A 25,143-nucleotide genomic window follows, 5' to 3' on the forward strand; every position below is an offset into this window, starting at 1 on the left:
ATCTGCGCTGGGAGGCGAAGGCACTCGGGCATGATCATCCCTGGCGTGATCAAACCGGCCGTGATCGGATCAGTCATAGCGTGCCTCGGTGAACCAGTCGCCCCCGGAGACCATCAGCAACCAGGCGCTGCCGTCGGACGCGACGAGCTGGAAGCGTGCCCGCAGCTGTGTGTCAGGATCCTCCCACCAGCGTTCGTCGATCGGCCACGGACCGACCCACGCCTCGACCGGGGTGAAGCGATGGTCGGTCGTCGGACGGAACCTTGCCGGCTCCCCGGTGATCGCGCCGCGGTCGGTGATCTTGATCGGCTGTCCTTCGTGATCAAGGACGATCGCAGGCAACGGTTGGCAGAAGACCCGGGTCGGCGCCGGTGGCGGCAGGCTTCCGGGCCACGGCAGGCCGGTCGGTCGCAGCCCGGTCGGTTGTTCGCCCCACGGTGTCCCGGCCTGCCGATCGGCCGGCTCCCGGCCGCCCTGTACCTGCGCGGTGAGGACGCCGTCGAAGCCGATCATCCCTTGCACCCGGGCGATTCCCCGCTGGATCTTCTCGTCCGGAGCACTCCCCCACAGCCCGTCACCTTGATCACCGATCGACTCGATGTCGACCGGAACCAGCCGCACCGAACTGACCGGGTCGGGCGGCGGATCGGCCTGCAGCTGCCACCGCAACCGGTCGATGATGTCGGCGGAATCGAACCAGCGTGGATGCGCCCAGCGACGGGACCGGATCCAGCCGTTCTCGGTGCTGATCTCGATGCTGATCGCCGTACATACCTGGCCGTGCCTGGCAAGACCGGCGACGAATCGGTCTGCGGCCTGCCTGCTGCTGAAGGCGATCGGCTCAATCGTCTCCAGACCAGGTGCGAAGTCGACCTGCTGTTCGCGTTCGGGTGGCACGAGCCGGCCGCTGGCCTTGCGAACGGACCGTCCGGAGGCAAGTCGATGGGCATTGGCGCCGGACAGTCCGAATCTGGTCAACACGTCCCGTGCCGACAGCCGGGCGAAATCGCCCAGGGTGGTGATTCCCATCCGCAGCAGGACGCCGACCAGGTCGTCATCGGCCAGAACACCGATCGGCAATCCGGCGAGGAAGGCCGTGCCCTGGCCGGGCTCGATCACGACGTGGTCCTGGACGGCGGCTGCCCGCGCAGCCTGCTCGGCGGTGAACAGTTCGTCGGCGATGCCGATCCGGACGTCCCAGACACCTGCCGAGACCAGTTTCTCGGCGAGCAGTGCCGCCGCCTCGGTCTCCCCGCCGTAGTACCTGCTGGGCACCGTCAGGGCACAGATCCCCGGCCGGATCGCCTCGACACCTGGACTGAACTCCTCGATCGTGGTCAGTACGGATTCGAACGCCCGGGCATCGAGATCGGGATTGTGGTCGATGACCAGCAGTTCCGGACACCGTGCGGCGGCGTCCCGCTTGCGCATCCCGCGGCGTACGCCGTCAGTCCTGGCGGCGACCGAACAGGCGAAGACCTCGCCCTTGGCGACCACGGCGACCGGCAGGTGGGATGGCAGGTTCTCCGCCTCGAGTGCGGCGATCACCGGCCAGTCCGGGAACCAGACCACCATCACCCGTCGCTCGTCCGGTGTCTTCGGCGAGGCAGCCTGCGTCCGCACCGGAGGTGCCGGTCGACTGGATCGGATGGCCAACCCGGATGATGGAAGTGTCCTGCTCACTCCTCCATATTCGAACTTTTGTTCGATGTAGTCAACCGGCGCGATGGACTTTGGTCACCAGGATCCCGGGCCGTCCGCAGGGTCCGCGCCGGCCCGCGCTGGGCCAGTCTGGATCCACAGACTGTGTGTCCACCGACGGGGAGGGACCATGACACAGCAATCGCCGACAACCCTGGTTGTCGTTGAATCAGCGTTCGGAAACACCCGACGAATCGCCGATGCCATTGCAGCGGGAATCGGCACCAGAACAGCGGTGATCGACATCGACGAGGCACCGTCCACTGTGCCGGCAGGGATCGATCTCCTGGTCATCGGCGGCCCGACCCACGCGCTCGGCATGAGCCGTCCGCAGAGCCGGCAGGATGCCCAAGGACAAGGCGGCGCGGCATCGAGCCGTGGGATCCGTGAGTGGATCGCAGAGCTGACACCACAACCCGGCTGCCGTGTTGTCACCTTCGACACCAAGTCCGGCAGCCTGCGTCGGCTGGCAGGTTCGGCGGCGAACCGAGCAGCCCGCAAGCTGCGAGGCAACGGCTTCGCTCTGGCTGCCCGCCCGATGAGTTTCTACGTCGCCGATCTCAAGGGTCCGCTGCTGGACGGCGAGATCGAACGTGCCACTGCCTGGGGTCGTGACCTCGCCGCAAAGGTCGGCGTACCACCAGACACACCGGCAGCAGACGCACCGGCACCGAATCCGTCGGCAACAAGGAGTGACCGATGACCGACACCGCACATTTCGACAACCCACCGACCACCCATCCGCTGGTTGTTCGTGGCGATCTCGGGACGCCGCCCGGTCGCTGGCTGTGGCTGGTGAAGTGGGTGCTGGCCATTCCGCACTACATCGTGCTGTTCTTCCTCTGGATCGCCTTCCTGGTCGTCACGGTGATCGCGTTCTTCGCCATCCTGTTCACCGGAAGGTATCCGCGGTCACTCTTCGACTTTGCAGTCGGCGTGCTGCGGTGGAACTGGCGGGTGAGCTTCTACAGCTACGGAGTGTTGGGCACCGACCGCTACCCGCCCTTCACCCTTGGCGACGTGCCCGACTATCCCGCCGGGCTCCAGCTCAGCTATCCCGAGACGTTGTCCCGCGGACTTGTGTTGGTCAAGTGGTGGCTGCTGGCCATCCCGCACTATCTGGTGCTGGCCGCGTTCTCCGGAGGTGCCTATTTCGCCGTCCGGAGCACCCAGTACGACGACCGACCGGACGCGATCGGAGTGATCGGCGCTCTGCTGCTGATCGTCGGTTTCGGCCTGCTGTTCACCGGCAGGTACCTGCCCGGCGTCTTCGATTTCGTGATGGGCATCCAGCGCTGGGTCCTCCGGGTGGGTTGCTATACGGCGCTGCTCACCGACGTGTATCCGCCGTTCCGGCTCGATCAGGGCGGATCGGAGCCGAGCACACCACCGCCTGCACCCAGAGGGCCGGACTTCGTCGCAGCAAGCCAGGAGGCCCAACCTGCGACCGGACCGGAGCCGGGGCGGGAGACATTCGGATAGCACCCACAGGTTCAGCTCATCCGGCAGGCTTCTACATTTCGTAGAATTTCGCGGGTGTCGGACCAGTCGAAGTCTCGTGTCCTGGCGATCGGACCAGCGATCGCTGCGGTGATCGTCCTCTTCGGCTGCGCGGCACCCGGTCCGCCGAGTTCGCCGGCTCCGACGACATCGGCCGGTCCAAGCACCCAACCGTCCCAGGCATCACCATCACCGCCTGCGGATTCGTCATCGGCGGCGGCAGCGGGAAGCGTCCGCCGACCGTCGATCAACACCCTGCGTACTGCGCTGGAGTCGTACTTCCGGGACGACAAGGACCTGCCGGCAGACAAGGCGGAGGTGGCAGCCGACTGCGCTGTCTATCCGACCTACCAGGAGTTGTCTCCCGCGTCGCTGAAGCTGCTCGTCAACCAGGATGCTGCCGACCTGACAGCAAGTGAGCAGAGCGTGTTCGGCGATGTGGTGACCGAATGCGTCACCTCGGCCGTCGGCTGACAGGATCATCCCACCCTGCTGAGCCGGCCTGGCTCCTGCTCGACCACTTGGTCGACCTGGTCGGCAGTCCTCAGTCGGAGATCGTCGGCAGGTAGCCAGATCTCCGCGTCGCGGCGCTGTCCGGTGTGCAGGAGAGCGGCGACCCTTGCCCGGTGTCCGGTCACTCTGCCGTGCCCCCGGCCGATCCCGGTCCAGGTCGACTCCTCGATCCACAGCCTGCTCTCGGCATGCGGCCAGTCGCCGACAGAGATCAACAGCGCGTCGCGTTGCCGCAGCCGTGACGAGAGCCGGGCAGCCTGGTGTTGGGTGACCCGCGCCGGCGGACGGACAACGACCACCTGCAGGACGTCGATCAGCGCAGCTGCCACCTCGAGCCAGGCATCCCCCGGCTCCGGAACCAGTACGGTCCGATCCAGGTCGACGCCGAAGCCTGCCGCCGCCTCCAGCCCGAAATCGGACACACCAACCACGGCCGACCAGGAACCGGCGCCGGACGGTCCGGCCATCAGCGCCATCGCCAGTCCCGGCCGGTCGACGGCATAGCTCGCACCGGTACGCAGCCGGACCAATCCGTCCAGCACCGGCAGGGTCGGCAACGGATGGGAGGTCGCGGTTCCCTGCATCCGGTGCACCCGCTGCCGGAGCTCCTGGATGTTGGCCAGCCGCTCCTCGGCGTTCCGGGCGACCGGCAAGGTGGTAACCGTCATTCACTAATATTCGAACACCTGTTCCCCAGAGTCAAGTCATCCGCCGAGGGGTCACAAAATCCCTCATTTGTGCGGCGTGTCGCGGTCCGGGCGACTCTTACCCGGCCGCATTACCCGATGACGTGGCCACCTCGCTGCCCAGGTGCGGTTCGAGCTCGGCACGCAGCGCCCGCTTGGAGCGGGCCCCCATGATCGATTTCACCGGTTCACCGTGCACGAACAAGATCATCGTCGGCAGGCCGAGCACCCGGTACCGTGCGGAGATCTGCGGGTTCTCGTCGCTGTTGATCTTGGTGATCAGCAACTCCCCGGTCAACTCATCGGCCAGTTGATCAAGGATCGGTTCCACCAGCCGGCAGGGCGGACACCACTCCGCCCAGAAGTCGACCAGGACGGGCCGGTCCGCGGTGCGCAGAAAGTCGTCGAACGTATCATTCGTCAAGGCCTGCATGAAGTTCCTCCGGTGTGGGTGCGCAGCCTGCACAGCTGCGGGCAAGGTGTTGCGCCAGTTCGGTCCGACGTCGGCCGAGCAGTGCGATCTGGTGATCAAGTTCGGCGAGCTTGCGCTGATACACGACGACCGAGTCGGGACAGGAGTCCCCGGTTGGTGCCCCGGACTGCAGACATTCGACGAACGGCCTGGTATCCTCGAGGGTGAACCCGATTCCCAGCAGCCGCCTGATCTGATCAACGACCTGCAGATCGTCCTCGTCGAACTCGCGATACCCGTTGGACGTACGCCGCGTCGCGAGCAGTCCTTGCTGTTCGTAGTACCGCACCGACCGGACACTCACCCCGGTCCGGTCCGCCAATTCACCGATTCGCATGCCGATGCCTCCCGTCGAGGACGACCGTACGGCCTGACATCGGTGTCAGGGTCAAGTGTCGTCCGGATCTTTCGTGGACAACACCACGACGACAGCGTCGTCTTCCTCGATGTGGCAAACCTGCTCGAACCCGAGCTTCCCGGCGGCCTGCTGTCAGGCGGTCATCCCGACGAAATAGGCGTGCAGCCGGGTATCGCCGGTCACCTCGGGATGGAAGGACGTCGCCAGCAGGTTCTGCTGGCGTACGGCGACGATCGCACCTTCACCGGTCGGGTCCGCGCTGTGCGGCACCCGACCCAGGACATTGACATCGGCGCCGGTCTTCTCCACCCACGGCGCACGGATGAATACAGCGTGGAACCCGGTCCCGTCAACGTCACCCAGGTCAAGATCAAGGTCCGTCTCGAACGAGTCCACCTGCCGGCCGAACGCGTTCCGCCGTACGGTGATGTCCAGTCCGCCGAAGGTCTGTTGATCATCGATCCCGTCGACGATCCGGTCGGCGAGCAAGATCATCCCGGCACACGAGCCGTACGCCGGAAGTCCGTTCCTGATCTTGTCGATCAGCGGCTCGCGCACCTCGAAGATGCGGGACAGCTTGTCGATCGTCGTCGACTCACCGCCCGGGATGACGATCCCGTCCAGTTGATCGAGTTCGGACGGTCTGCGGACCCGGACCACTCGAGCCCCCAGGGATTCCAACGCCCGCAGGTGTTCGACGACATCACCCTGGAGCGCGAGCACGCCGATCCGGGGACTCACCATCCGCGTTCGGCCAACCGGTGCGGCTCGGGGATCTCGTCGACGTTGATACCGACCATCGCCTCACCAAGACCGCGGGAGAACTTGGCGATCACGTCCGGGTCGTCGTAGAAGGTGGTTGCCTTGACGATCGCCTGGGCCCGCTGGGCGGGGTTGCCGGACTTGAAGATCCCGGAACCGACGAAGACGCCCTCGGCCCCCAGCTGCATCATCATCGCCGCATCGGCCGGGGTGGCGATGCCGCCGGCCGTGAACAGCACGACCGGCAGCTTGCCGGTGGTCGCGATCTCCTTGACCAGGTCGTACGGCGCCTGCAACTCCTTGGCGGCGACGTACAGCTCATCGGGAGACATCGAGCGCAGCCGGTTGATCTCGCCGCGGATCTTGCGCATATGGGTGGTGGCGTTCGACACGTCGCCGGTGCCGGCCTCGCCCTTGGAGCGGATCATCGCCGCACCCTCGGTGATCCTGCGCAGCGTCTCGCCCAGATTGGTCGCACCACAGACGAACGGCACGCGGAACGCCCACTTGTCGATGTGGTTGGTGTAATCGGCAGGGGTCAGCACCTCGGACTCGTCGATGTAGTCCACGCCGAGCGACTGCAGCACCTGGGCCTCGACGAAGTGCCCGATCCGCGCCTTGGCCATCACCGGGATGGAGACCGCCGAAATGATCCCGTCGATCAGGTCGGGGTCGCTCATCCGGGCAACGCCTCCCTGGGCGCGGATGTCTGCGGGGACCCGCTCCAGCGCCATCACGGCGACCGCGCCGGCGTCCTCGGCGATCTTGGCCTGGTCGGAGGTGACCACGTCCATGATCACGCCACCCTTGAGCATCTCGGCCATGCCGCGCTTGACGGGCGTCGTGCCCAACTGCTGGTCGCCGGAATGCTGGATCTGTGACACGTCGCTCATGGGTCAATTGTGGGCCGTCACAGCCGATGACTGGATACCAATGAGCAGTCCAATCCGGATCGTGTGGCCACCAATCGCAGTCGGCCGCCGCGACACACCGCGGAAATTGGGGATTTAGTGACCCCTCGGCGGGGGGAGGGGGACGGTGCGGCGGCCGTCCAGCCGAGGGACGGCGGACAGCAACTGTCGGGTGTAGTCGTCCTGGGGACCGTCGAACAGGTCGGAGGTGGGCTGCTCCTCGACGATCCGGCCGCGATAGATCACCGAGACGCGGTCGCACAGCGACCGGACGACGGCCAGGTCGTGGGCGATGAACAGGATGGCCAGGCCGAGTTCCTGGCGCAGGTCGTCCAGCAGGTTGATCACGCCGGCCTGTACCGAGACGTCGAGGGCAGCGACCGCCTCGTCGGCGACCAGCACCTCCGGCTTCACCGACAGCGCCCGGGCGATCGCCACCCGCTGCCGCTGGCCACCCGACATCCCGGCCGGCCTCGCGTCCAACAGTGACGCCGGCAGCTGGACCAGTTCCATCAGTTCCTGGCAGCGGGCCTGCAGGCGATCCCTCGGCAGCAGCCGGTGGACCATGATCATCTCCGACAGCGTCTGCCGGATCGTCATCCGCGGATCGAGCGAGGCGTACGGGTCCTGGAAGACCATCTGGATCCGCCGCCGCTGCTCCCGGGTGCGTTTCGCGGTCAGCAACTGCCCGTCCAGCCGCACCTGGCCGGCGTCATAGGGCTGCAGGCCGCAGATCACCCGGGCCAGGGTCGACTTGCCCGACCCGGACTCACCGACCAGTCCGACGATCTCGCCACGCTCGACCTGGGCCGAGACCCGATCCAAGGCATGCACGGTGTGCGCCGTCCGGGCGCGGCCGGTGCGGAACGTCTGGGAGACCTCGATCGCCTCCAGCATCGGACTCATCGCGTCGCCCCGGCGGTCAGCAGCGGATGAAGACAGGCCGAGCGTCGGCCGCGGGCCAGCTCGTCCAGCGGGATCACGCCCTCGGCACAGTCCTCGGTCGCCCGGTCGCAGCGATCATGGAACGGGCAGCCCGACGGCCGGTCCTGCAGCGCCGGGGCCGTTCCCGGGATCGCCTGCAACCGAGTGATCGGCCCGTCGATGCGCGGTGTCGCCCCGATCAGCGCGTCGGTGTACGGATGGAACGGCTGGGCGAAGACCGACCGCAGATCGTCCCCCTCCTCCATCACCTGGCCGGAGTAGAGGACGGTCACCGAATCACAGAGCTGGGCGACCACGGCAAGATCATGAGTGACGTACAGCAGTCCGGCCCCGAGTTCGTCGCGCAGGTGGGCGAAGAGCCGCAGGATCTGGTCCTGGACGGTCACGTCGAGGGCGGTGGTCGGCTCGTCGCACAGGATCAGCTCCGGTTCGCAGGCGACGCCGGCGGCGATCATCACCCGCTGCCGCAGGCCGCCGGACAGCTCGTGCGGATACGCGTTGACCCGGCGGCGGGCATCCCGGATCCCGACCAGGTCCATCAACCGGATCGCCTGGGCGCGGGCCTCCCGACGGGTCAGTCCGCGATGTTGCACCAGGCCGTCGGAGATCTGCTCACCGACCCGCATCACCGGATTCAGCGCGACGGCCGGCTCCTGGAAGATCATCGTGATCCCGCGGCCCCGCACCTGCTGCTGCAACCGCCCGCCGTCGGCGAGCAGATCCCTGCCCTGGAAGAGGATCCGGCCTCCCGTGACCCGGACGTTGCCGGGCAACAGGCCCATGATCGCCCGCAGGGTCAGGCTCTTGCCGGAACCGGACTCCCCGACCAGGCCGCGGGCCTCCCCGGGTGCCAGCGAGAACGAGATCCCGTCGACAGCCGGAACCTCACGTTCACCCAGATCGACCGCGATGCTGAGATCGATCACCTCAAGGAGGCTTCTCGTATCCCGGTGTTGATCAGTCATCTGCGAGCCGGTCGGTGGCGCCGTCATCGGCTGATCCTCAGTCGATGCGCCAATCCGTCGCCCAGCAGGGACAGCCCGAGGCTGCTCAACACAACGGCTGCGGCCGGTACCAGGGTGAGCCGGTAGTAGCCGCCGGCCAGGAACTGCTGACCGTCGGCCATCATCCGACCCCAGTCGGGGGTCGGCGGAACGATGCCCAGGCCGAAATAGCTCAACGTCACGATCACACCGATGTTCATCACGATGTCGCTCATCGCGTACACGATGGCCTGGGTGATCACGTTGGGGATCAGGTGCCGGAAGACGATCCGGCCCCCGCCGATCCCGCCGGCCCGGCACGCCTGCACGAACTCCCGGTCGCGCAACACCATCGCCTCGGCCCGGACGATCCGGGCGTACGCCACCCAGCTGACCACGCTGATCGCGATGAAGATGCTGCTCCTACCACTGCCGAGCACGAACACCAGCGCGATCACCAGCACGTAGAACGGGAAGGCCGCGACGATGTCGGCGACCCGCATCACGGTCGCGTCCAGCCAGCCTCCGACGTAGCCCGTGATCGTCCCGAGGACGACTCCGATCATGAACGGTACGACGACCGCGATCGTGGCGATCGACAGATCGGATCGGGCGCCGAAAACCAGCCTGGCCCAGATGTCGCGGCCGAGATTGTCTGTGCCCAACGGATGTGCCGCGGAGAAGGGCTGCAGGGCCGCCGCGGGATCGGGTTGGACCGGGTCGTGCGAGGTGAGCAGCGGCGCGAAGATCGCCGCCAGGACCATGATCGTCATGATCCCGCCGCCGACCCAGAGCCCGAGACTCCCGGAGCGCAGGAACCGGGGTCCCCAGAAGCGCAGCGGCGCCACCTTGACCTCGGCGATCGTGCTTGTCGCCGCCGGACCGATCGCGGTGGCCGGTTCCAGCCGATCCGTTTCGGTCACGACAGCCTCACTCTCGGATCAAGCATCGCGTACACCAGATCGGTCACCAGGTACACGATGACGACCATGATCGCGAAACTCAGGGTGCAGGCCTGCACCACCGGATAGTCGCGGTTCAGGATCCCGGTCATCAGCATCGATCCCATGCCGGGCAGAGCGAACACCTGCTCGACCACCAGGGCGCCGCCGCCAGCCCGCCGACCTGGATACCAAGGATGCTGATCCCCGAGATGCTGCTGTTGCGCAGCAGGTAGCCCAGGATCAACCGCCTGCCGGCGAGACCCTTGGCGCGACCGAAGGCGATCATCTCGCTGGACAGCACCTCGACCATCGAGGCCCGCAGACTCCTGATCAGCAAGGGCGCGATCGCCAGTCCGATGGTCAAGGCAGGCAGGATCAGCGCGTAGAACTTGGTCGCCGGCGTCTCGCCGTATCCACCGGCCGGGAAGATCCGCAGCCGGAGTCCGAGCAGGACGATCACCATGCTGCCGACGAAGAATGCCGGCATGCCCTGCACCACGGCGTTGAAGAGTCGGACCGCTTGGGCAGGCAGTCCCGGCCGCGTCGCGCTGAGCAGCGCCAACGGCAACGAGATCACCACGCTGGCGACCGCGCCGAGGAACATCAGCGCCAGCGTGACGGGAAGCCGTACGGCGAGAAGTTCGATGATCGGCGTACGGAAGTACACCGAATCACCGAGCCGTCCGGTGACCGTCTGGCCGAGGAACCGGACGTACTGGCTGCCGAGACTCTGATCAAGTCCCCAGCGGTGCCGCAGTGCCGCGACCGCCTCCGGCGTGGCCTTCTCCCCAGAAAGGTGCGTGCCGGATCGCCCGGTGTGAGATGCATCAGGAAGAAGGCGATGGTGATCACGCCGAAGATCACGACCAGCAACAGCAGCAGCCGGCGGATCAGATACCGCGCCACGACAACCTCGCGAGCCGAGTTGGTATCACTTCGACAGCCAGACGTTGACCAGGTCGTAGTTGCCGGTCGGCAGCGTCTTGAAATCGTGCACCGTGTCCGCGTAGGAGTAGAGCGCCGGGGAGTAGTAGAGCGGCACCATCGGCTGGTCGGCGTTCACTCTCTCCTGGATCTGGTGGTAGATCGCGGTCCGCTTGCTCTGGTCGGTGATCGTCGAGGCCCGGTTGGCGAGCCTGTCCAGCCTGGGATTCTTGTACTGGCTGTAGAGCGCGTTCGAGCCGCCGCTGTACAGGCCGCCGAACCGGATGATCTCGTCGGGGTCGATGATGTCGGTGGTGCAGTAGGTGAAGCCCAGTTCGAAGTCGCCGGAGTGCTTGGCCGCCGAGACCGCCGACGGATCGAGAGTCTTCAACTGCACCTTGATCCCGATCTTGCCCAGGGCGTTCTGCACCAGCTGTGCAGCCGTCAGCGCGTCGGCGTCACCGCTGCTGATCGTCATGGTGGTGCTGAAGCCGTTGGGCACGGAGGATCTCGCCAGGTCGGCCTTGGCCGCGTTCAGGTCGTACGGCAGCGGCTTGATCGAATTGTCGTGTGACCACAGCGCGGGCGTCAGATAGGAGCCGGCAGCCTTCCCGGCGCCGAACAGCACGGTCTTGATCAACGCCTGGCGGTCGACGGACTGCGCGATCGCCTTGCGCACGTTGACGTCGTCGAACGGCTTCTTGGCGTTGTTCATCACCAGGTAGTCCACCCGGCTGGACGGGAACCTGCCGACCTGGACACCGCCCTTGCCCTCGAGCCCTTGGATGCTCGAATAGGCCGGGAACTCGTTGATCTGCGCCTGCCCGCTCCTGCAGCTGCGTCGCCCGAGTGTTGCTGTCGGTGACGACGGTGAAGGTCACCGAGTCCAGATACGGCTTGCCCGGCTGCCAGTACTTCGGATTCTTGACCAGCTTGAGTTCCTGGCCCTTGGTCCAGTGGTCGAAGGCGAACGGGCCGGACCCGACCGGCTTCTTGGCGAAGGCGTCCTCGGTCATCCCGCCGAAGCCCTTCGGCACGATCGAGTTGGCGTACAGCGCCATGTCGGCCGGTAGCGGCGACCATGGTTCCTTGGTCTTGATCACCACGGTGTGATCGTCCGGTGTGTTCACCGATGCGATCACGTCGTCGATGAAGGCGAACGGGTTGTCCTTCTTCGCGGCCTGGGCCAGGGAGAACTTCACGTCGGCCGAGGTCAGCGGTTGACCGTTGCTGAAGGTGACGCCGTCGCGCAGCTTGAAGGTCCAGGACAACTTGTCCGCGGACTGCTTCCAGGAGGTTGCCAGCGACGGCTGCACAGACTTGCCGTCCGGGGACGGCACCAGGAGCGTGTCGTAGATCTCCTCGATGGTCCAGATCGAGGCGTTGTCGGTCGGCACCCACGGCACCAGGCTGGTCGGTTCCTCCGCCCGGGCCATCACCAGGTCACCGCCGGCCTGTGGCTTGGTGTTGTCGGCTGCCGATCCCGTGGCGCTCCCTCCCCCGCATCCGACGAGGGTCAGCGGCAGGGTGATCGCGGCCAACAGCCCGGCGATGATCTTGCGCTTCATCGGTCTCCTTCGCGGTGCAGAGTCGTACGGCTACTGCATTCGCGACGTGAACGATCGGCCCGCCGGACGCAGCTTTTGTAACATAGGCACCAGCTGTCACAGTGGCAACAACTTTCGGTTACGAACTCGTCTCCGTTACGAAATGACGATTGCCCGGGCGGGGACGTCCAGCGGCGGTCCGGCACCGCGACACGCCGCGGAAATGAGGGATTTTGTGACCCCTCGGCGGGATGGGGGGCTCAGCTGGGGCTCAGCTGGCGGGGTCCCAGACGCCGTGGACCCTGGGTGAGAGGTCTTCCTCGTCGGGCTGCCATCGTGACGGGTCGGCGGGCAACTGCTCGCCGCTGCGAATGTCCTTGACCTCGCCGCCGACCCCGGCGTCTGCCGAGGTGAACCAGACGTACGGGATCGACCGGCGGTCGGCGTAACGGATCTGCTTGCCGAACTTGTCGGCCTTGGGCGCGACCTCGGTGGGGATGCCGCGTTTCCGGAGCTTGGCGGCCACCGCGATCGCCGCACCGCGTCGTTCCTCGGAATCCACTGCGACCAGTACGCAGGTCGGCACCGGCCTGCTGGCGGTCAGATGGCCCTTGCCGAGCAGCGGCACCAGGGTGCGGGTGACACCGAAGCTGATGCCGACGCCCGGAAAGCTGGTCCGGCCGTCGCTGGCCAGCGAGTCGTAGCGGCCACCCGAGGCGATTGATCCGATGGAGCCGAAGCCGACCAGTTCCGTCTCGTAGACGCTGCCGGTGTAGTAGTCCAGCCCGCGGGCGATCTTCAGGTCGGCGACCAGCCGGCCGGGTTGTTGATCACCGGCGGCCTCGACCAGGGTCGCGAGTTCGCCGACACCGTCGTCCAGCAGGTCACCGCTGACGCCGAGCGACTTCACCTGGTCGACGAACGAGGCGTCGGTGGTGTTGATCTCGGCGAGCCTGGTGCAGAGTCCGGCCTGGGACGGGTCGAGTCCGACCTCGTTGACCAACAGCTCCCGGACCGACTCGGGGCCGATCTTGTCGTACTTGTCGACGGTCCGCAGCACGCCTGCCACATCGTCGATGCCCAGCGCCGTGTAGAAGCCCTGCGCCAGCTTGCGGTTGTTGACGTGCATCAGCACGGGCGGCAGCCCGAGATCGCGGTGCAGGGCCTCCATCGCCTCCAACAGCACCAGGGGCAGTTCGACGTCGTGGTGGGCGGCCAGGTCGCCGTTGCCGACGATGTCGATGTCGGCCTGGGTGAACTCCCGGTAACGGCCCTCCTGCGGCCGTTCGCCGCGCCACACCTTCTGGATCTGGTAGCGACGGAACGGGAACTGCAGGTGTCCGGAGTTCTCCAGCACATAGCGGGCGAAAGGTACGGTCAGGTCGAAGTGCAGGCCAAGTTCGTCGGCGGCCTCGTCACCGGCACTGAGCCGGCGTACCGCATAGATCTCCTTGTCGATCTCCCCGCCCTTGGCCAGCCGGTCCAGCGGCTCGACGGCCCGGGTCTCGATGGAGGCGAAGCCGTGCAGCTCGAAGGTCCGTTGCAGCCGACCCAGCACATGCTGTTCCACGATCCGTCCCTCGGGCAGGAACTCGGGAAAGCCGGACAGCGGTTTGGGACGAGCCACGGTAACGGGCCTCACTCTCGTCAGACGCTGCGTCAGCCGAGCCGGCGCAGGAAGGGATTGGTGGTGCGCTCCCGGCCGATCGTGGTCCGCCGCCCGTGTCCGGGCAGGACCACCGTCTCGTCGGCCAGCGACAGCACTGTCGAGGTGAGCGTACGGTTCATGGCGTGCGGATCGCCACCGGGTAGATCGGTGCGGCCGATCGTCCCCTCAAACAGTACGTCCCCGGTGAAGACCAGGTCGTACTGTGTGCCTGCCTCCGGACAGCTCGTCGTGGGCAGGCTGGTCAGGAACAGGGTCGAACCCGGGGTGTGCCCGGGCGCGGCGATCAGGTCGAAGGTCAGCCCCGCGGCATGCAGCCGTGACCTGCCGTCCGGCTCCCGTTCGAGCCGGACCAGACGGCGCGGTTGCATAGCCGGCTCCCCGCGCAGGTAGTCGGTCACCAGCGGCGCCAGGTCCGAAGTCAGCCCGGCGAGTGGATCGGCGAGCAGGGCGCGGTCGCCCGGCCCGATGTAACAGGCTGCGTCGTACCGGTCGGCGACGGCGGCCGCTGAGGCCACGTGGTCGAAGTGACCGTGGGTCAGCAACACCAGTGACGGGATCAAATGGTGTTCGTCGAGCAGCCGATCCAGAGCGGCCACGGCGTCCATCCCGGGATCGATGACGACACAGCTTCGGTCGTCGGCTGCGCTCAGCACGTAACAATTCGCGGCCAACGCACCGGCAGCAAAGGAGGCGAGCACCACGCGAGTCAGCGTATCGGGCAGGATTGGCCCATGAGCGAAGACGCAAACGGGGCCGCTGCGGCGACGCCCGCTCCGTCTGATGGCCCGGCAAGCTTTGGGCGAGTCGACAGCGACGGGACGGTCTACGTCCGGACCAGGGACGGCGAGCGCGCCGTCGGACAGGTCCCCGACGTCAGGCCGGAGGAGGCGCTGGAGTTCTTCGTCCGCCGGTACACCGCGCTCGAACTCGAGGTGTCGCTGTTGGAACGCCGCGTCCGGGGCGGGAACCTGTCCCCCGACGATGCCACAGCATCGATCCGTACGGTGACCGAGACCGTACGCGATGCCAACGCGGTCGGCGATCTCGACGCCCTGCTGGCCCGGCTGGACGCGCTCAGCCCACTGCTGGACCAGAAGCGTGCCGAACGCCGGGCTGAGCGTGCCCGGCAGCAGCAGGAGACGCTGGCAGCCAAGGAGCGATTCGTCGCCGAGGCCGAACGGCTGGCGCAGAGCAACGACTGGCGGGGCGGGGTCAACCGCTTCCGGTCACTGCTGGATCAATGGAAGCAACTTCCCCGCCTCGACCGGGCGACCGACGACGCGCTGTGGCACCGCTTCTCCAGCGCCCGGACCACCTACACCCGGCGACGCAAGGCGCAGTTCGCCCAGCAGGCCGAACGCCGGGAGGCGGCGCGCCAGGCCAAGGAGCAGATCATCGCCGAGGCCCAGCAGTTGGCCGATTCGACCGACTGGGGCCCGACCACCGGCATGTTCCGCAATCTGATGAGCCGGTGGAAGGCGGCCGGCCCGGCACCGCGTGAGGTCGAGGAGGATCTCTGGCAGCGGTTCCGCGGCATCCAGGACCAGTTCTTCTCGGCCAAGCAGGCCGCACTGTCGGCCCAGGACTCGGAGTTCCGGGACAATCAACGGGCCAAGGAGTCGCTGCTCGACGAGATCGAGACGGTGCTTCCGGTGACCGACGTCGATGCGGCCAAGGCGGCCTTCCGGGACTTCCTTGACCGCTGGTCGCAGATCGGCAAGGTGCCGCGGGAGGCGATGCGTCCGATGGACAGCCGGCTGCGAGCGGTGGAGACGGCGATCCGCAACGCCGAGGAGGAGCGCTGGCGGCGGACCAATCCCGAGGCCAGGGCGCGGGCGGAGGACACGGCGGCCAAACTCGAGGCGCAGATCGCCCAACTCGAGGAGCGCGCCGCCAAGGCCGCTGCCCGGGGCGACACCAAGGCTGCCCGGGAGGCGTCGGAGAGCGCGTCGACCTACCGGCAGTGGCTCACTCAGGCGCAGCAGGCAGCCGACGAGTTCCGTCCGGAGTGAGCAGTTCCGAGTGCCGCCCGCGGTTGATCACTGGTTGATGCGGTAGGCGTCGAAGACGCCGGGGATACCGCGGACCACCTGCAGGACATGATCAAGATGGGTCGGGTCGGCGGTCTCGAAGGTGAACTTGGCCTTGCAGATCCGGTTCTTCGAGGTGTTCAGCGCGGCCGACAGGATATTGACATGCTGGTCGGACAGCGCGCGGGTGATGTCGGAGAGGAGCCGGTTCCGATCGAGCGCCTCGACCTGGATCGCCACCAGGTAAGAGCTCTGGGCACCTGGGGCCCAGGTGACATCGACCAGCCGTTCCGGTTGGGCCTGCAGGCTGTCGGCGTTCACACAGTCGGTCCGGTGCACCGACACCCCGGAGCCTCGGGTCACGAAGCCCATGATCGGATCGCCCGGCACCGGCGTACAGCACTTGGCGAGTTTGACCCACAGATCGGTTGCGCCGACGACCTCGATGCCGGTCTCGCTGCCGCCACCCTTGTGCCGGCGCCGGCCGGTGGCGACCCGGTCCTCACTGGTCTCGTCGACCGCAGCGTCCTCGCCACCCTCGACACTGATCAGCCGGTTCACCGCCGCCGCCGCGCCGACGTTACCCTCGCCGATCGCGGCGTACAGGGCGTCGACATCGGCCAGCCGGAAGTGGTTGGCGACCGCGGTCAGGTGCTCGACGGTCAGCAGCCGCTGCAGCGGCAGGCCGGCCTTGCGCAGATGCTTGGCAAGGATCTCCTTGCCCTGTTCGATGGACTCCTCACGCCGTTCCCGGGTGAAGTAATGCCGGATCTTGTTCCTCGCCCGGGCGCTCTTGACGAAGGCCAGCCAGTCCCGGCTCGGTCCGGCGCCCTCGGCCTTGGAGGTGAACACCTCGACCACATCGCCGTTGGACAGCGCAGACTCCAGCGGCACCAGCCGTCCGTTGACCCGGGCGCCAACGCACCGGTGGCCGACCTCGGTGTGGATGGAGTAGGCGAAGTCGACCGGCGTGGCGCCCGACGGCAACGCGATCACGTCGCCCTTCGGGGTGAAGCAGAAGACCTCGGAGGAGTTGATCTCGAAGCGCAGCGAGTCCAGGAACTCACCCGGGTCGGCGGTCTCCCGCTGCCAGTCGAGCAACTGCCGCACCCAGACCAGGTCGTCGGCCGAACCCTTCGCAGGCGCCGGTACGCCGCCCTTGGCGTCCTGCTTGTACTTCCAGTGCGCCGCGACACCGTACTCGGCCCGACGGTGCATGTCCTCGGTGCGGATCTGCAACTCGACCGGCTTGCCGCCCGGACCCAGCACTGTGGTGTGCAGGGACTGGTACAGGTTGAACTTGGGCATGGCGATGTAGTCCTTGAACCGCCCGGGAAGGGGGTTCCAGCGGACATGCATCACGCCGAGCGCCGCGTAACAGTCCCGCGGCGTCTCGACCAGGATGCGCAACCCGACCAGGTCGTAGATCTCGGAGAAGTCCCGGCCCCGTACCACCATCTTCTGGTAGATCGAGTAGTAGTGCTTCGGCCTGCCCGTGACGGTCGCCTTGATCTTGGCGACCCGCAGGTCGTCGGTGACCTCGTCGATCACCCGTGCCAGGAACTCGTCGCGTTTCGGTGCGGCCTCGGCGACCAGCCGGACGATCTCGTCGTACACCTTGGGGTGCAGGGTGGAGAACGCCAGGTCCTCCAGCTCCCACTTGATCCGGTTCATGCCCAACCGGTGGGCCAGCGGGGCGTAGATCTCCAGGGTTTCGGTCGCCTTGCGGCTCTGCCGGTCCGGCCGCAGATGGTGCAGCGTCCGCATGTTGTGCAGCCGGTCGGCGAGCTTGATCACCAGCACCCGGATGTCGCGGCTCATCGCCACGATCATCTTGCGGATGGTCTCCGACTCTGCGGACTCGCCGTACTTGACCCTGTCCAGCTTGGTCACGCCGTCGACCAGCAGCGCGACCTCCTCGCCGAATTCACGGCTCAGCTCGGCCAGCGTGTACGGCGTGTCCTCCACCGTGTCGTGCAGCAGGGCGGCACACAGGGTCGGCTCGGTCATGCCCAGTTCGGCGAGGATCTGAGTGACGGCCAGGGGATGGGTGATGTACGGGTCGCCGCTCTTGCGGAGTTGTCCGGCGTGCAGGCGCTCGGCGGTCCGGTAGGCGCGCTCCAGCAGCGCGGTGTCGGCCCTCGGATGGTTGGCCCGGACGGTCTTGAACAGTGCGTCGAGCACCGGGGTCTGCGGCTTGCTGTTGCCGAACCGCGCGATCCGCTGGCGCATCCGCACCCGCGGCTGTTCCGGTCCGGTCGTCGCGCGGACCGGGGTCGGCGGCGTCGACGGCGCACGACGTTCCCGCGTCCGGCTGTCGTCAGCCGGCCGCCCGATCGTCCGATCCGGCCCGTTCTGCTCGGCCGAGGTGTCGGAGCCGATGGCGGTTGCAGATTCGTTCAATGCGACCCTCTCAATGCCTGCCGATATGGACTCCCGTTATGGAAGGAACAACGCCGACTCGCGCAAGTCTAATTCCCCGGGTGAATGCGGTTCCCGCCGGGCGGGCTTCAGCCGGACTTCCGCTCGCCGGAGGATTTCGGCGCGTGCCGTACCACCACCAGTTGGTCGCCGGTTTCCAACTTCGCGACGGTGGGGTCGCTGAACTGCCGCAGCGTCCGGTTCCGGACGACTCCGAGCACCCGCTCGTCGCGGATGTCGGCCGGGCCGTGACCGACCTCCTCGGCCGACACCTGTCGCTCGGCGATCTCCAGACCCTGGTCGGCGGTCAACAGGTCCTCGATGATGCTGCCCAGGTTCGGGCTGATCGTGCTCAGGCCGACCACCCGACCGACGGCCTCGGAGGAGGTGATCACCGCATCCGCGCCCGACTGCCGCAGCAGCGAGGCGTTGTCCTGTTCCCGGACGGCGACGACGATGTGGGCACTGGGATTGAGCTGCCGTACGGTCAGGGTCACCAGGATGGCCGAATCGTCCCGGTCCAGCGTGATGATCACGTCATGGGCCTTGCTGATCTCGGCCCGGCGCAGGATCTCCCGGCGGGTGCCGTCGCCGGAGATCCCGGCGAAGCCCTCGAGGTTGGCCTCGGCGATCACGCCCGGCCGGCCGTCGATGATCACCATCCGTTCCGGGCTGTACTTGGTGTCGATCAGGGTCTGGACCGCACTGCGGCCCTTGGTCCCGTAGCCGACAACAACGGCGTGATTACGCATCCGTTTCCTCCAGCGGGAGTCAAGGAAGATCCGCCGTCCCTGGGTGGCGAGGACCTCCAGGGTGGTGCCGACCAGCAGCACCAGGAAGGCGATCCGCAGCGGTGTGACCAGGATGGCGTTGATGATCCTGGCATGGGGCAGGACGGGCGTGATGTCACCGTACCCGGTGGTCGTGATCGTGACAGTGGCGTAGTAGATCGCATCGATCAACGAGACCGACCCGTCGTAACTGTCGTTGTAGGCGCCCCGGTCGATGTAGACGATCCCGACGATCAGCGCCAACAGGCCGAGCGCGACCAGGCCGCGGGCGGCCAGTTGGCGGCCCGGGGAGGACTGGTGGGTCGGCAGGTTGACCAGCGTCTGGCTGATCCAGCCTCGGCCCTGGTTTCGACCGGCGCGCCGGTCCTCTCCTCGGCGGTAGCTCTCGAACACCGGCGGCGCAGGCCCGGTCCGCTCAGCCCTCGACGTGGGTCAGCGCGATGACCTCGTCGATCCCCTGCTCGCTGAGATACTTGCGTCCGTTGAGGAAATCCAGTTCCATCACAACGGCCACGGCAACCAGATCCGCGCCGAGTTCCTTGATCAACTTTGCGGTCGCCGCCACGGTGCCGCCGGTGGCCAGGATGTCGTCGACGATCAGTACCCGGGCACCGTCACCGACGGCGTCGCGGTGCACGCTGAGGGAGTTGGTGCCGTACTCGAGTTCGTATTCGGTGGTGATCACCTCGCCGGGCAGCTTGCCCGGCTTGCGAACCGGGACGAAGCCGGTACCCAGCGACAGCGCCACCGGGGCGCCGAAGATGAAGCCGCGGGCCTCCATACCGACGACCACGTCGATGTCGTTGGGGACGTTCGTCGCCAGTTCGTTGATCACTGCGCCGAAGCCGCCCGGGGACCCGATCAGGGGTGTGATGTCCTTGAACACCACGCCCGGCTCGGGGAAATCGGGAATGTCGCGGATCAGGTCGATCCAGGTCTGATTGTTCATCTACTTCTTCCGTTCACTGCGGGGCTTGCGTTGGGGCTGGGGCCTGCCGGCCGCACGATCGGACAGTCTGTCACGTCGTGCGTCGGTCTCTCCGCGACCGCCTGTGCCATGGTCCCGCACCGCCAGGGTGATCCGGCCCGGGCTGGGAGCCCGGTCCCCCGGCGCGTCCTGGTCGGTCAGCCTGTCCTGGGCGCTGCTCCCACTGTCGTCCTCACCGTCGGCCGCGGTCTCGTCGCCCCGGTCATCGGTGCCCTCGGCGGTCAGGGTCGCCGACCCGGTGCCGGCGGTCGAGGTCGCCGTCCGTCGGGACGGCGTTGCGGTACGCCGCCGGCTGCGCGACGGGGGCTCCTCGCCGCGTTCCCGGGCGGCGTCGCGGGCGCGTCGGGTGGCGACCCGTTTGGTCTGGCGGATCATGTCCGGCTCGCGTTCCTTCCACAGCGCAAGCAGCGGGGTGGCGATGAAGATCGAGGAGTACGCGCCGGAGATCATCCCGACGAACAGGGCCAGTGCCAGGTCCTCCAGCGGACCGGTGTGCAGGATGACGCCGCCGGCGAACAGCAGCGCAGCGACCGGCAGTACGCCGATCACGGTGGTGTTGATCGACCGGACCAGGGTCTGGTTGACGGCCAGGTTGGCCGCCTCGCTGTAGGTTCTGGTCGCGCTCCCGGTCAGGTTGCGGGTGTTCTCCCGAACCTTGTCGAAGACGACGACGGTGTCGTACAGCGAGTAGCCGAGGATGGTCAGCATCCCGATCAACGACTCGGGGGTGAAGCTGAAGCCGACCACGGCGTAAACGCCCAGGGTGATCACCAGGTCGTGCAACAGCGCGACCAGCGCGGCGCCCGACATCTTGGCGTTGCGCATGTAGGCCCACAGCACCAGGCTGACCACGACCAGGAACACCACCAGGGCGACGATCCCGCGTTCAGTGATCTGACCGCCCCAGGATGCGCCGATCAGGTTGTAGTTGATCTGGTCGACCGGCGCCCCGGTCGCCTCGGCCAGCGCGTCCTTGACCTGCGGCACCTCGCTGGCGGTGTTCAGCGTCGACGTCTCCACCCGGATGGTGCTGTTGCCGACCCGGGTGACCTCGGCATCGCCCGCGTGCGGGACGCCGCTGTTGGCCAGCGCGTCCTCGACCTTCTGGATGGTCGCCTGGTCGGTGCTGGCGGGAATCTGGAACTCGGCGCCCCCGGTGAACTCGATGCCGAGGTTGAGGCCGCGGAGGGCGAACCCCGCGACGACGATCAGGATCGCGACGGCGGAGATGATGAACCAGCGGCGCCATCTGCCGACAAAGTCGAAGGACACCTCACCGGTGTAGAGACCGTGGCCGAGGTTGCCGAGACGGGACATCACGCATCACTCCCGGTTGAGCGGCCCGCGGTGGCCGATGCCGCCCTGACACGTCGCCGGTTGCCCGGCAGCGCCTGGACGCCGAGATGGCGGGCGTCGAGTCCGGACAGCTTGTGGCCCCCGCCGAAGAACTTCGTCCGGGACAGCAGGGTGACCAGCGGCTTGGTGAAGAGGAACACCACCACAACGTCGATGATCGTGGTCAACCCGAGGGTGAACGCGAAGCCGCGCACCGAGCCGATCGCGACAATGAACAGGATCAGCGCCGAGAGGAACGAGACCGCGTCGGCGACCAGAATGGTCTGCCGGGCGCGCCGCCAGCCGGTCTCGACCGCAGTCCGGATGGTGCGGCCCTCGCCCACCTCGTCGCGTATTCGGGCGAAGTAGATCACGAAGCTGTCGGCGGTGACACCGATCGCCACGATCGCGCCGGCGATGCCGGCGAGGCTGAGCGCGAAGCCGACGGCCGCACCGAGCAGCACCATGGACGCGTATGTCGTTCCGAAGGCGACGGCCAGCGAGGCGATGACCACCAGTCCCAGGCCGCGGTAATAGAGGAAGCAGAAGATCAGCACCAGGGCCATGCCGACGGCGCCGGCGATCAGGCCGGCCTGCAATTGCTCACCGCCGAGGCTCGCTGAGACGGTGTCCACGCTGGAGATCTCGAAGGCCAGCGGCAGTTGGCCGTAGCGCAGCACGTTGGCCAGGTTCTGCGCCCGCTGCTGGTTCATGTCGCCGCCGCTGATGGTCGCCTGCCCACCCGGGATGGCCTTGTCGACGTACGGCGCGGACACCACGGTGCCGTCCAGCACGATGGCGAACTGGTTCTGCGGACTCTGCCGGGTGGCCAGCACACCGGTGACGTTCTGGAACTGGCTGGCCCCCTTGCCGTTGAGGCCGAGGTCCACCTGCCAGCCGATGGATCCCTGCTGCCCCAGGCCGGCGCTGGCGCTGGTCAGCTCGTTGCCGGAGATGACCGTCGGGCCGAGCAGGTACTTGGTGGTTCCGGCCTCGTCGCAGGCGAACAGCGGCTTGTCGGCGACATCGGTGTAGGTGTCGGTGTCCCGCGGGCAGGTGAAGCTGGCGAATGCGCTCTGCACGTCACTGCTGGGCTGCCAGTTGATCGCCTGGTCCGCCGGTACAGCCTTGGTCTTGTCGGTCGGGAACGGCGCCGCGGGTGCCGGCGGCTCGGTCGGCAGTGCCGGCGCGGGACGTCCGTTGCCCTTGGACTTCGCAGTCGCCGTCGACCTCGGCGACGGACTCGACGAAGGTTCGGCCGATGCCGTGCCGGAGTCGCTCGGTGAACCCGCCTTGGAGTTGTCTCCCGGCTTGGAGGTCGGAGTGGTCTGCTGCTGGTCGTAGACGGCACGGAACCGCAGCTCCGCGGTCTGCCCAACCTGCTGGATCAGTTCATCGCGCTGCACGTTCGGCGCGCTGACAATGATCTGGTTGCCGCCGGCGGTGGTGACCTGGCTCTCCCCCACGCCGAGCCCGTCGACCCGCTGCTGGATGATCGTCCGGGCCTGGTCGAGGCTGGTCGCGCTGACCCCGCCCTTTCCGCTGATGTTCCGCGCGGTCAGCGTGATCGTGGTTCCACCGCTCAGGTCGAGGCCGAGTCTCGGGGTCCAGCTCTTGGTCACCGCCATCACGCCGTACAACACGGCGATGACGATGAAGCAGGCCACCAGAGTGCGCAGCGGGTGGCCGACCTTGGATGCCACGGTCAGACGGTCCTTCGGGTCGGAATCGGGGGAATCAACGACTCAGCGGTCGGAGTCGTTCCCCTTCTCGGTGTTCTGGTCGGTGTGCCGGCTCGGGTCGGTCCGCTGCTCGTCCCGGTCGCCGAGGGAGGACTCCCCGAGCACCGAACCCTGCGACGTACCGTACGGCGGCCACGGTGCAGTCTCGTGGTCGGGCTTTTGTTCCTCGTCGGCCGGCGGGGTGAAGTCCGGGCCGGAACCCGGCGTGTACTCCTGGATCGGGGCGCCGCCGGCCATTCCGCTGGCGAGACCGGCCGCATCCTGGTCCTCGCCCTGACCGATGCCCTGGTCGAACTCGCCGGCAGGCTGGCCGGGAGTCGGGTTGCCGGCCCGATAAGAGGCCAACGACGCGTCCTCCTCGCCTTCGCCGACGACGCGGCCGACGGCCTGTTTCAGCATCGTCACCCGGTTGCCGGGTGCGGTCTCCAAGACGATCTGCTTCTCACCGACGGCGATCACCGTCGCGTAGATACCGGTCGTGGTCACCACCCGCGCACCCGGCGCGATGGCGTTCATCATCTGCACCTGCTGCTGCTGACGCTTGCGCTGCGGGCGCATGATCAGGAAGTAGAAGGCGATGATCATCACGACGATCAAGACGATCGATCCGTACGATCCCATTGAGTTTCACGTCCTCTTCGATCGGCGCCACAGGCGCCGTTGTTCGGCGGCAGGCCGCATCCGGGCCCCGACCGCCGTACTCTACCCAGGAACTCAGCGAAACCCAGCTTCGCCGGGCGGCTCCGGCCGGGTTTCCGCCTCGGTCAGCCATCCTCCTCGCCGGCACCGAACAGGTCCGGCTCGACGTCGCTACCCCTACCGGGGACCGGATGAGAGGCGCCCGGGCGGGGGTGAGCCCGAGGTGCCGCCATCCGGCGTCGGTAGCCACCCGGCCGCGGGGTGTCCGCATCAAGAAGCCCAGCCGGACCAGGAACGGCTCGGCCACCTCCTCCACCGTCTCGGTCTCCTCGCCGACCGAGATCGCCAGTGTGCCCAGGCCGACGGGGCCGCCGCCGAACCTGGTGCAGATCGACTCCAGCACCGACCGGTCCAGCCGGTCAAGCCCCAGCGCGTCCACCTCGTACAGATCCAGGGCGGCCCGAGCGACCGCAGCGGTGATCCGGCCGTCGGCACGCACCTGGGCGTAGTCGCGGACGCGGCGCAACAACCGGTTGGCGATGCGCGGCGTGCCCCGGGACCGGCCGGCGATCTCAGCGGCCCCGGACGGATCCAGCTCTGCGCTGATCAGCCCCGCCGAACGGTGCACGATGTGTTCCAGGTCGGCCGGGTCGTAGAAGTCGAGCTGCGCGGTGAAGCCGAACCGGTCGCGCAGCGGGCTGGGCAGCAGGCCGGCTCGGGTGGTCGCCCCGACCAGGGTGAACCGTGGAATGTCCAACGGGATCGCCGTGGCGCCCGGCCCCTTCCCGACCACGACGTCGACCCGGAAGTCCTCCATTGCCAGATAGAGCATCTCCTCGGCCGGACGGGACATCCGGTGGATCTCATCGAGGAAGAACACCTCGCCCTCGGTCAACCCGGACAGGATCGCCGCCAGGTCGCCGGCGTGCTGGATCGCCGGACCGCTGGAGATGCGCAGCGGCGCGCCCATCTCGGCAGCGATGATGCCCGCCAACGTCGTCTTGCCCAGCCCGGGAGGCCCGGACAGCAGGACGTGGTCGGGCACCGCTCCCCTCGCCCGGGCGGCCTCGAGCACCAGCCCGAGCTGGTCGCTGACCCGGCGCTGGCCCTCGAATTCGGCCAACCGGGTCGGCCGCAGTGCCGACTCGGCGGCGGACTCGCCGGGGTCGGCCTGCGGGTCGACAAGATCGATTCCCGGATCGAAGCGGGTCTCGAAACCGGGATCGTTGCGGAGGTCGTCGGGTTCAGGCATCGCCCCCATCATTCCCGATCCCATCTCAGA

Annotated in this window: 23 protein-coding genes and 3 pseudogenes; 4 read left to right on the forward strand and 22 right to left on the reverse strand. The window is 67.4% G+C overall.

From position 1 onward, the window contains the following. Window positions 1–69 precede the first annotated feature (69 nt). Window positions 70–1,623, reverse strand: coding sequence for a DNA polymerase Y family protein (locus GJV80_RS07545; protein ID WP_230208226.1), 1,554 nt, complete (start codon window positions 1,621–1,623; stop codon window positions 70–72). Window positions 1,624–1,831: 208 nt separating this feature from the next. Here GJV80_RS07545 and GJV80_RS07550 point away from each other — a divergent pair, with 208 nt between their 5' ends. The 3 genes from GJV80_RS07550 to GJV80_RS07560 are packed head-to-tail and all read left to right on the forward strand — an operon-like array spanning window position 1,832 to window position 3,675. Further along, window positions 1,832–2,404, forward strand: coding sequence for a flavodoxin/nitric oxide synthase (locus tag GJV80_RS07550; protein WP_195909224.1), 573 nt, complete (start codon window positions 1,832–1,834; stop codon window positions 2,402–2,404). Then, window positions 2,401–3,183, forward strand: coding sequence for a DUF4389 domain-containing protein (locus GJV80_RS07555; RefSeq protein ID WP_154687371.1), 783 nt, complete (start codon window positions 2,401–2,403; stop codon window positions 3,181–3,183). The genes GJV80_RS07550 and GJV80_RS07555 overlap by 4 nt, the downstream gene beginning before the upstream one ends. A gap of 54 nt (window positions 3,184–3,237) precedes the next feature. Further along, the gene (locus GJV80_RS07560; protein ID WP_154687372.1) at window positions 3,238–3,675 is read left to right on the forward strand and encodes a hypothetical protein; all 438 of its coding nucleotides are present in this window, start codon (window positions 3,238–3,240) and stop codon (window positions 3,673–3,675) included. Between the two features lie 5 nt (window positions 3,676–3,680). On the opposite strand, the gene GJV80_RS07565 is transcribed toward GJV80_RS07560, so the two are convergent. The 14 genes and pseudogenes from GJV80_RS07565 to GJV80_RS07630 all read right to left on the reverse strand — a co-directional run bounded on the left by GJV80_RS07565 (window position 3,681) and on the right by GJV80_RS07630 (window position 14,616). Continuing rightward, window positions 3,681–4,382 (reverse strand): hypothetical protein, encoded by a 702-nt coding sequence (locus tag GJV80_RS07565; RefSeq protein ID WP_195909225.1) that lies wholly within the window; start codon window positions 4,380–4,382, stop codon window positions 3,681–3,683. A gap of 97 nt (window positions 4,383–4,479) precedes the next feature. Further along, a complete protein-coding gene (gene trxA, locus GJV80_RS07570) occupies window positions 4,480–4,833 on the reverse strand; it encodes a thioredoxin (RefSeq protein ID WP_154687373.1) in 354 nt (117 codons plus the stop codon). Then, window positions 4,814–5,209: a MerR family transcriptional regulator gene (locus GJV80_RS07575; protein WP_154687374.1), complete on the reverse strand. Its 396-nt coding sequence runs from the start codon at window positions 5,207–5,209 to the stop codon at window positions 4,814–4,816. Before GJV80_RS07575 ends, trxA begins: the two co-directional genes overlap by 20 nt. A gap of 153 nt (window positions 5,210–5,362) precedes the next feature. Beyond that, on the reverse strand, window positions 5,363–5,974 hold the full coding sequence (gene pdxT, locus GJV80_RS07580; protein ID WP_154687375.1) for a pyridoxal 5'-phosphate synthase glutaminase subunit PdxT: 612 nt from the start codon (window positions 5,972–5,974) through the stop codon (window positions 5,363–5,365). Further along, entirely contained in the window at window positions 5,968–6,885 is a 918-nt protein-coding gene (gene pdxS / locus GJV80_RS07585) for a pyridoxal 5'-phosphate synthase lyase subunit PdxS (RefSeq protein ID WP_154687376.1), read from the reverse strand. The genes pdxT and pdxS overlap by 7 nt, the downstream gene beginning before the upstream one ends. Window positions 6,886–6,999: 114 nt before the next feature. Beyond that, entirely contained in the window at window positions 7,000–7,809 is an 810-nt protein-coding gene (locus tag GJV80_RS07590; RefSeq protein WP_154687377.1) for an ABC transporter ATP-binding protein, read from the reverse strand. Further along, a complete protein-coding gene (locus GJV80_RS07595) occupies window positions 7,806–8,840 on the reverse strand; it encodes an ABC transporter ATP-binding protein (protein ID WP_230208227.1) in 1,035 nt (344 codons plus the stop codon). The genes GJV80_RS07590 and GJV80_RS07595 overlap by 4 nt, the downstream gene beginning before the upstream one ends. Next, window positions 8,837–9,754, reverse strand: coding sequence for an ABC transporter permease (locus GJV80_RS07600; protein WP_154687378.1), 918 nt, complete (start codon window positions 9,752–9,754; stop codon window positions 8,837–8,839). The genes GJV80_RS07595 and GJV80_RS07600 overlap by 4 nt, the downstream gene beginning before the upstream one ends. Further along, window positions 9,751–10,379, reverse strand: a pseudogene (locus tag GJV80_RS07610) (ABC transporter permease). Before GJV80_RS07610 ends, GJV80_RS07600 begins: the two are co-directional and overlap by 4 nt. Continuing rightward, window positions 10,379–10,681 (reverse strand): hypothetical protein, encoded by a 303-nt coding sequence (locus GJV80_RS23175; RefSeq protein ID WP_195909227.1) that lies wholly within the window; start codon window positions 10,679–10,681, stop codon window positions 10,379–10,381. Before GJV80_RS23175 ends, GJV80_RS07610 begins: the two are co-directional and overlap by 1 nt. A gap of 25 nt (window positions 10,682–10,706) precedes the next feature. Beyond that, on the reverse strand, window positions 10,707–11,513 hold the full coding sequence (locus GJV80_RS23760) for an ABC transporter substrate-binding protein (RefSeq protein ID WP_154687381.1): 807 nt from the start codon (window positions 11,511–11,513) through the stop codon (window positions 10,707–10,709). Between the two features lie 25 nt (window positions 11,514–11,538). Next, window positions 11,539–12,267 (reverse strand): annotated as a pseudogene (locus tag GJV80_RS23765) (ABC transporter substrate-binding protein); the annotation flags it as partial. Window positions 12,268–12,517: 250 nt separating this feature from the next. Beyond that, window positions 12,518–13,873 carry a histidine--tRNA ligase gene (gene hisS / locus GJV80_RS07625; protein ID WP_154687383.1) on the reverse strand — a complete coding sequence of 452 codons (1,356 nt, stop codon included), beginning with the start codon at window positions 13,871–13,873 and terminating at the stop codon, window positions 12,518–12,520. Window positions 13,874–13,905: 32 nt separating this feature from the next. Next, window positions 13,906–14,616 (reverse strand): MBL fold metallo-hydrolase, encoded by a 711-nt coding sequence (locus GJV80_RS07630; protein ID WP_154687384.1) that lies wholly within the window; start codon window positions 14,614–14,616, stop codon window positions 13,906–13,908. 30 nt (window positions 14,617–14,646) lie between these two features. Here GJV80_RS07630 and GJV80_RS07635 point away from each other — a divergent pair, with 30 nt between their 5' ends. Beyond that, window positions 14,647–15,927, forward strand: coding sequence for a DUF349 domain-containing protein (locus GJV80_RS07635; protein WP_154687385.1), 1,281 nt, complete (start codon window positions 14,647–14,649; stop codon window positions 15,925–15,927). A gap of 27 nt (window positions 15,928–15,954) precedes the next feature. Here the strand turns inward: GJV80_RS07635 and GJV80_RS07640 are convergent, their stop codons facing one another. The 7 genes and pseudogenes from GJV80_RS07640 to ruvB form a co-directional block, all read right to left on the reverse strand. Beyond that, on the reverse strand, window positions 15,955–18,348 hold the full coding sequence (locus tag GJV80_RS07640; protein WP_370518824.1) for a bifunctional (p)ppGpp synthetase/guanosine-3',5'-bis(diphosphate) 3'-pyrophosphohydrolase: 2,394 nt from the start codon (window positions 18,346–18,348) through the stop codon (window positions 15,955–15,957). Window positions 18,349–18,455: 107 nt separating this feature from the next. Beyond that, entirely contained in the window at window positions 18,456–19,487 is a 1,032-nt protein-coding gene (locus GJV80_RS07645; RefSeq protein ID WP_370518845.1) for a TrkA family potassium uptake protein, read from the reverse strand. Window positions 19,488–19,572: 85 nt separating this feature from the next. Next, complete coding sequence (locus tag GJV80_RS07650) at window positions 19,573–20,106, reverse strand: adenine phosphoribosyltransferase (RefSeq protein WP_154687386.1); 534 nt, start codon at window positions 20,104–20,106, stop codon at window positions 19,573–19,575. Then, window positions 20,107–21,462: a protein translocase subunit SecF gene (gene secF, locus GJV80_RS07655; RefSeq protein ID WP_154687387.1), complete on the reverse strand. Its 1,356-nt coding sequence runs from the start codon at window positions 21,460–21,462 to the stop codon at window positions 20,107–20,109. Next, complete coding sequence (secD, locus tag GJV80_RS07660; protein ID WP_370518846.1) at window positions 21,462–23,189, reverse strand: protein translocase subunit SecD; 1,728 nt, start codon at window positions 23,187–23,189, stop codon at window positions 21,462–21,464. Before secD ends, secF begins: the two co-directional genes overlap by 1 nt. 36 nt (window positions 23,190–23,225) lie before the next feature. Then, window positions 23,226–23,843 (reverse strand): preprotein translocase subunit YajC, encoded by a 618-nt coding sequence (gene yajC, locus GJV80_RS07665; RefSeq protein ID WP_154687388.1) that lies wholly within the window; start codon window positions 23,841–23,843, stop codon window positions 23,226–23,228. A 226-nt stretch (window positions 23,844–24,069) separates the two neighbouring features. Next, window positions 24,070–25,053, reverse strand: a pseudogene (gene ruvB / locus GJV80_RS07670) (Holliday junction branch migration DNA helicase RuvB); the annotation flags it as partial. Between the last annotated feature and the right edge of the window lie 90 nt (window positions 25,054–25,143).

It is taken from the genome of Microlunatus sp. Gsoil 973 (assembly GCF_009707365.1).
Lineage (GTDB): Bacteria > Actinomycetota > Actinomycetes > Propionibacteriales > Propionibacteriaceae > Microlunatus.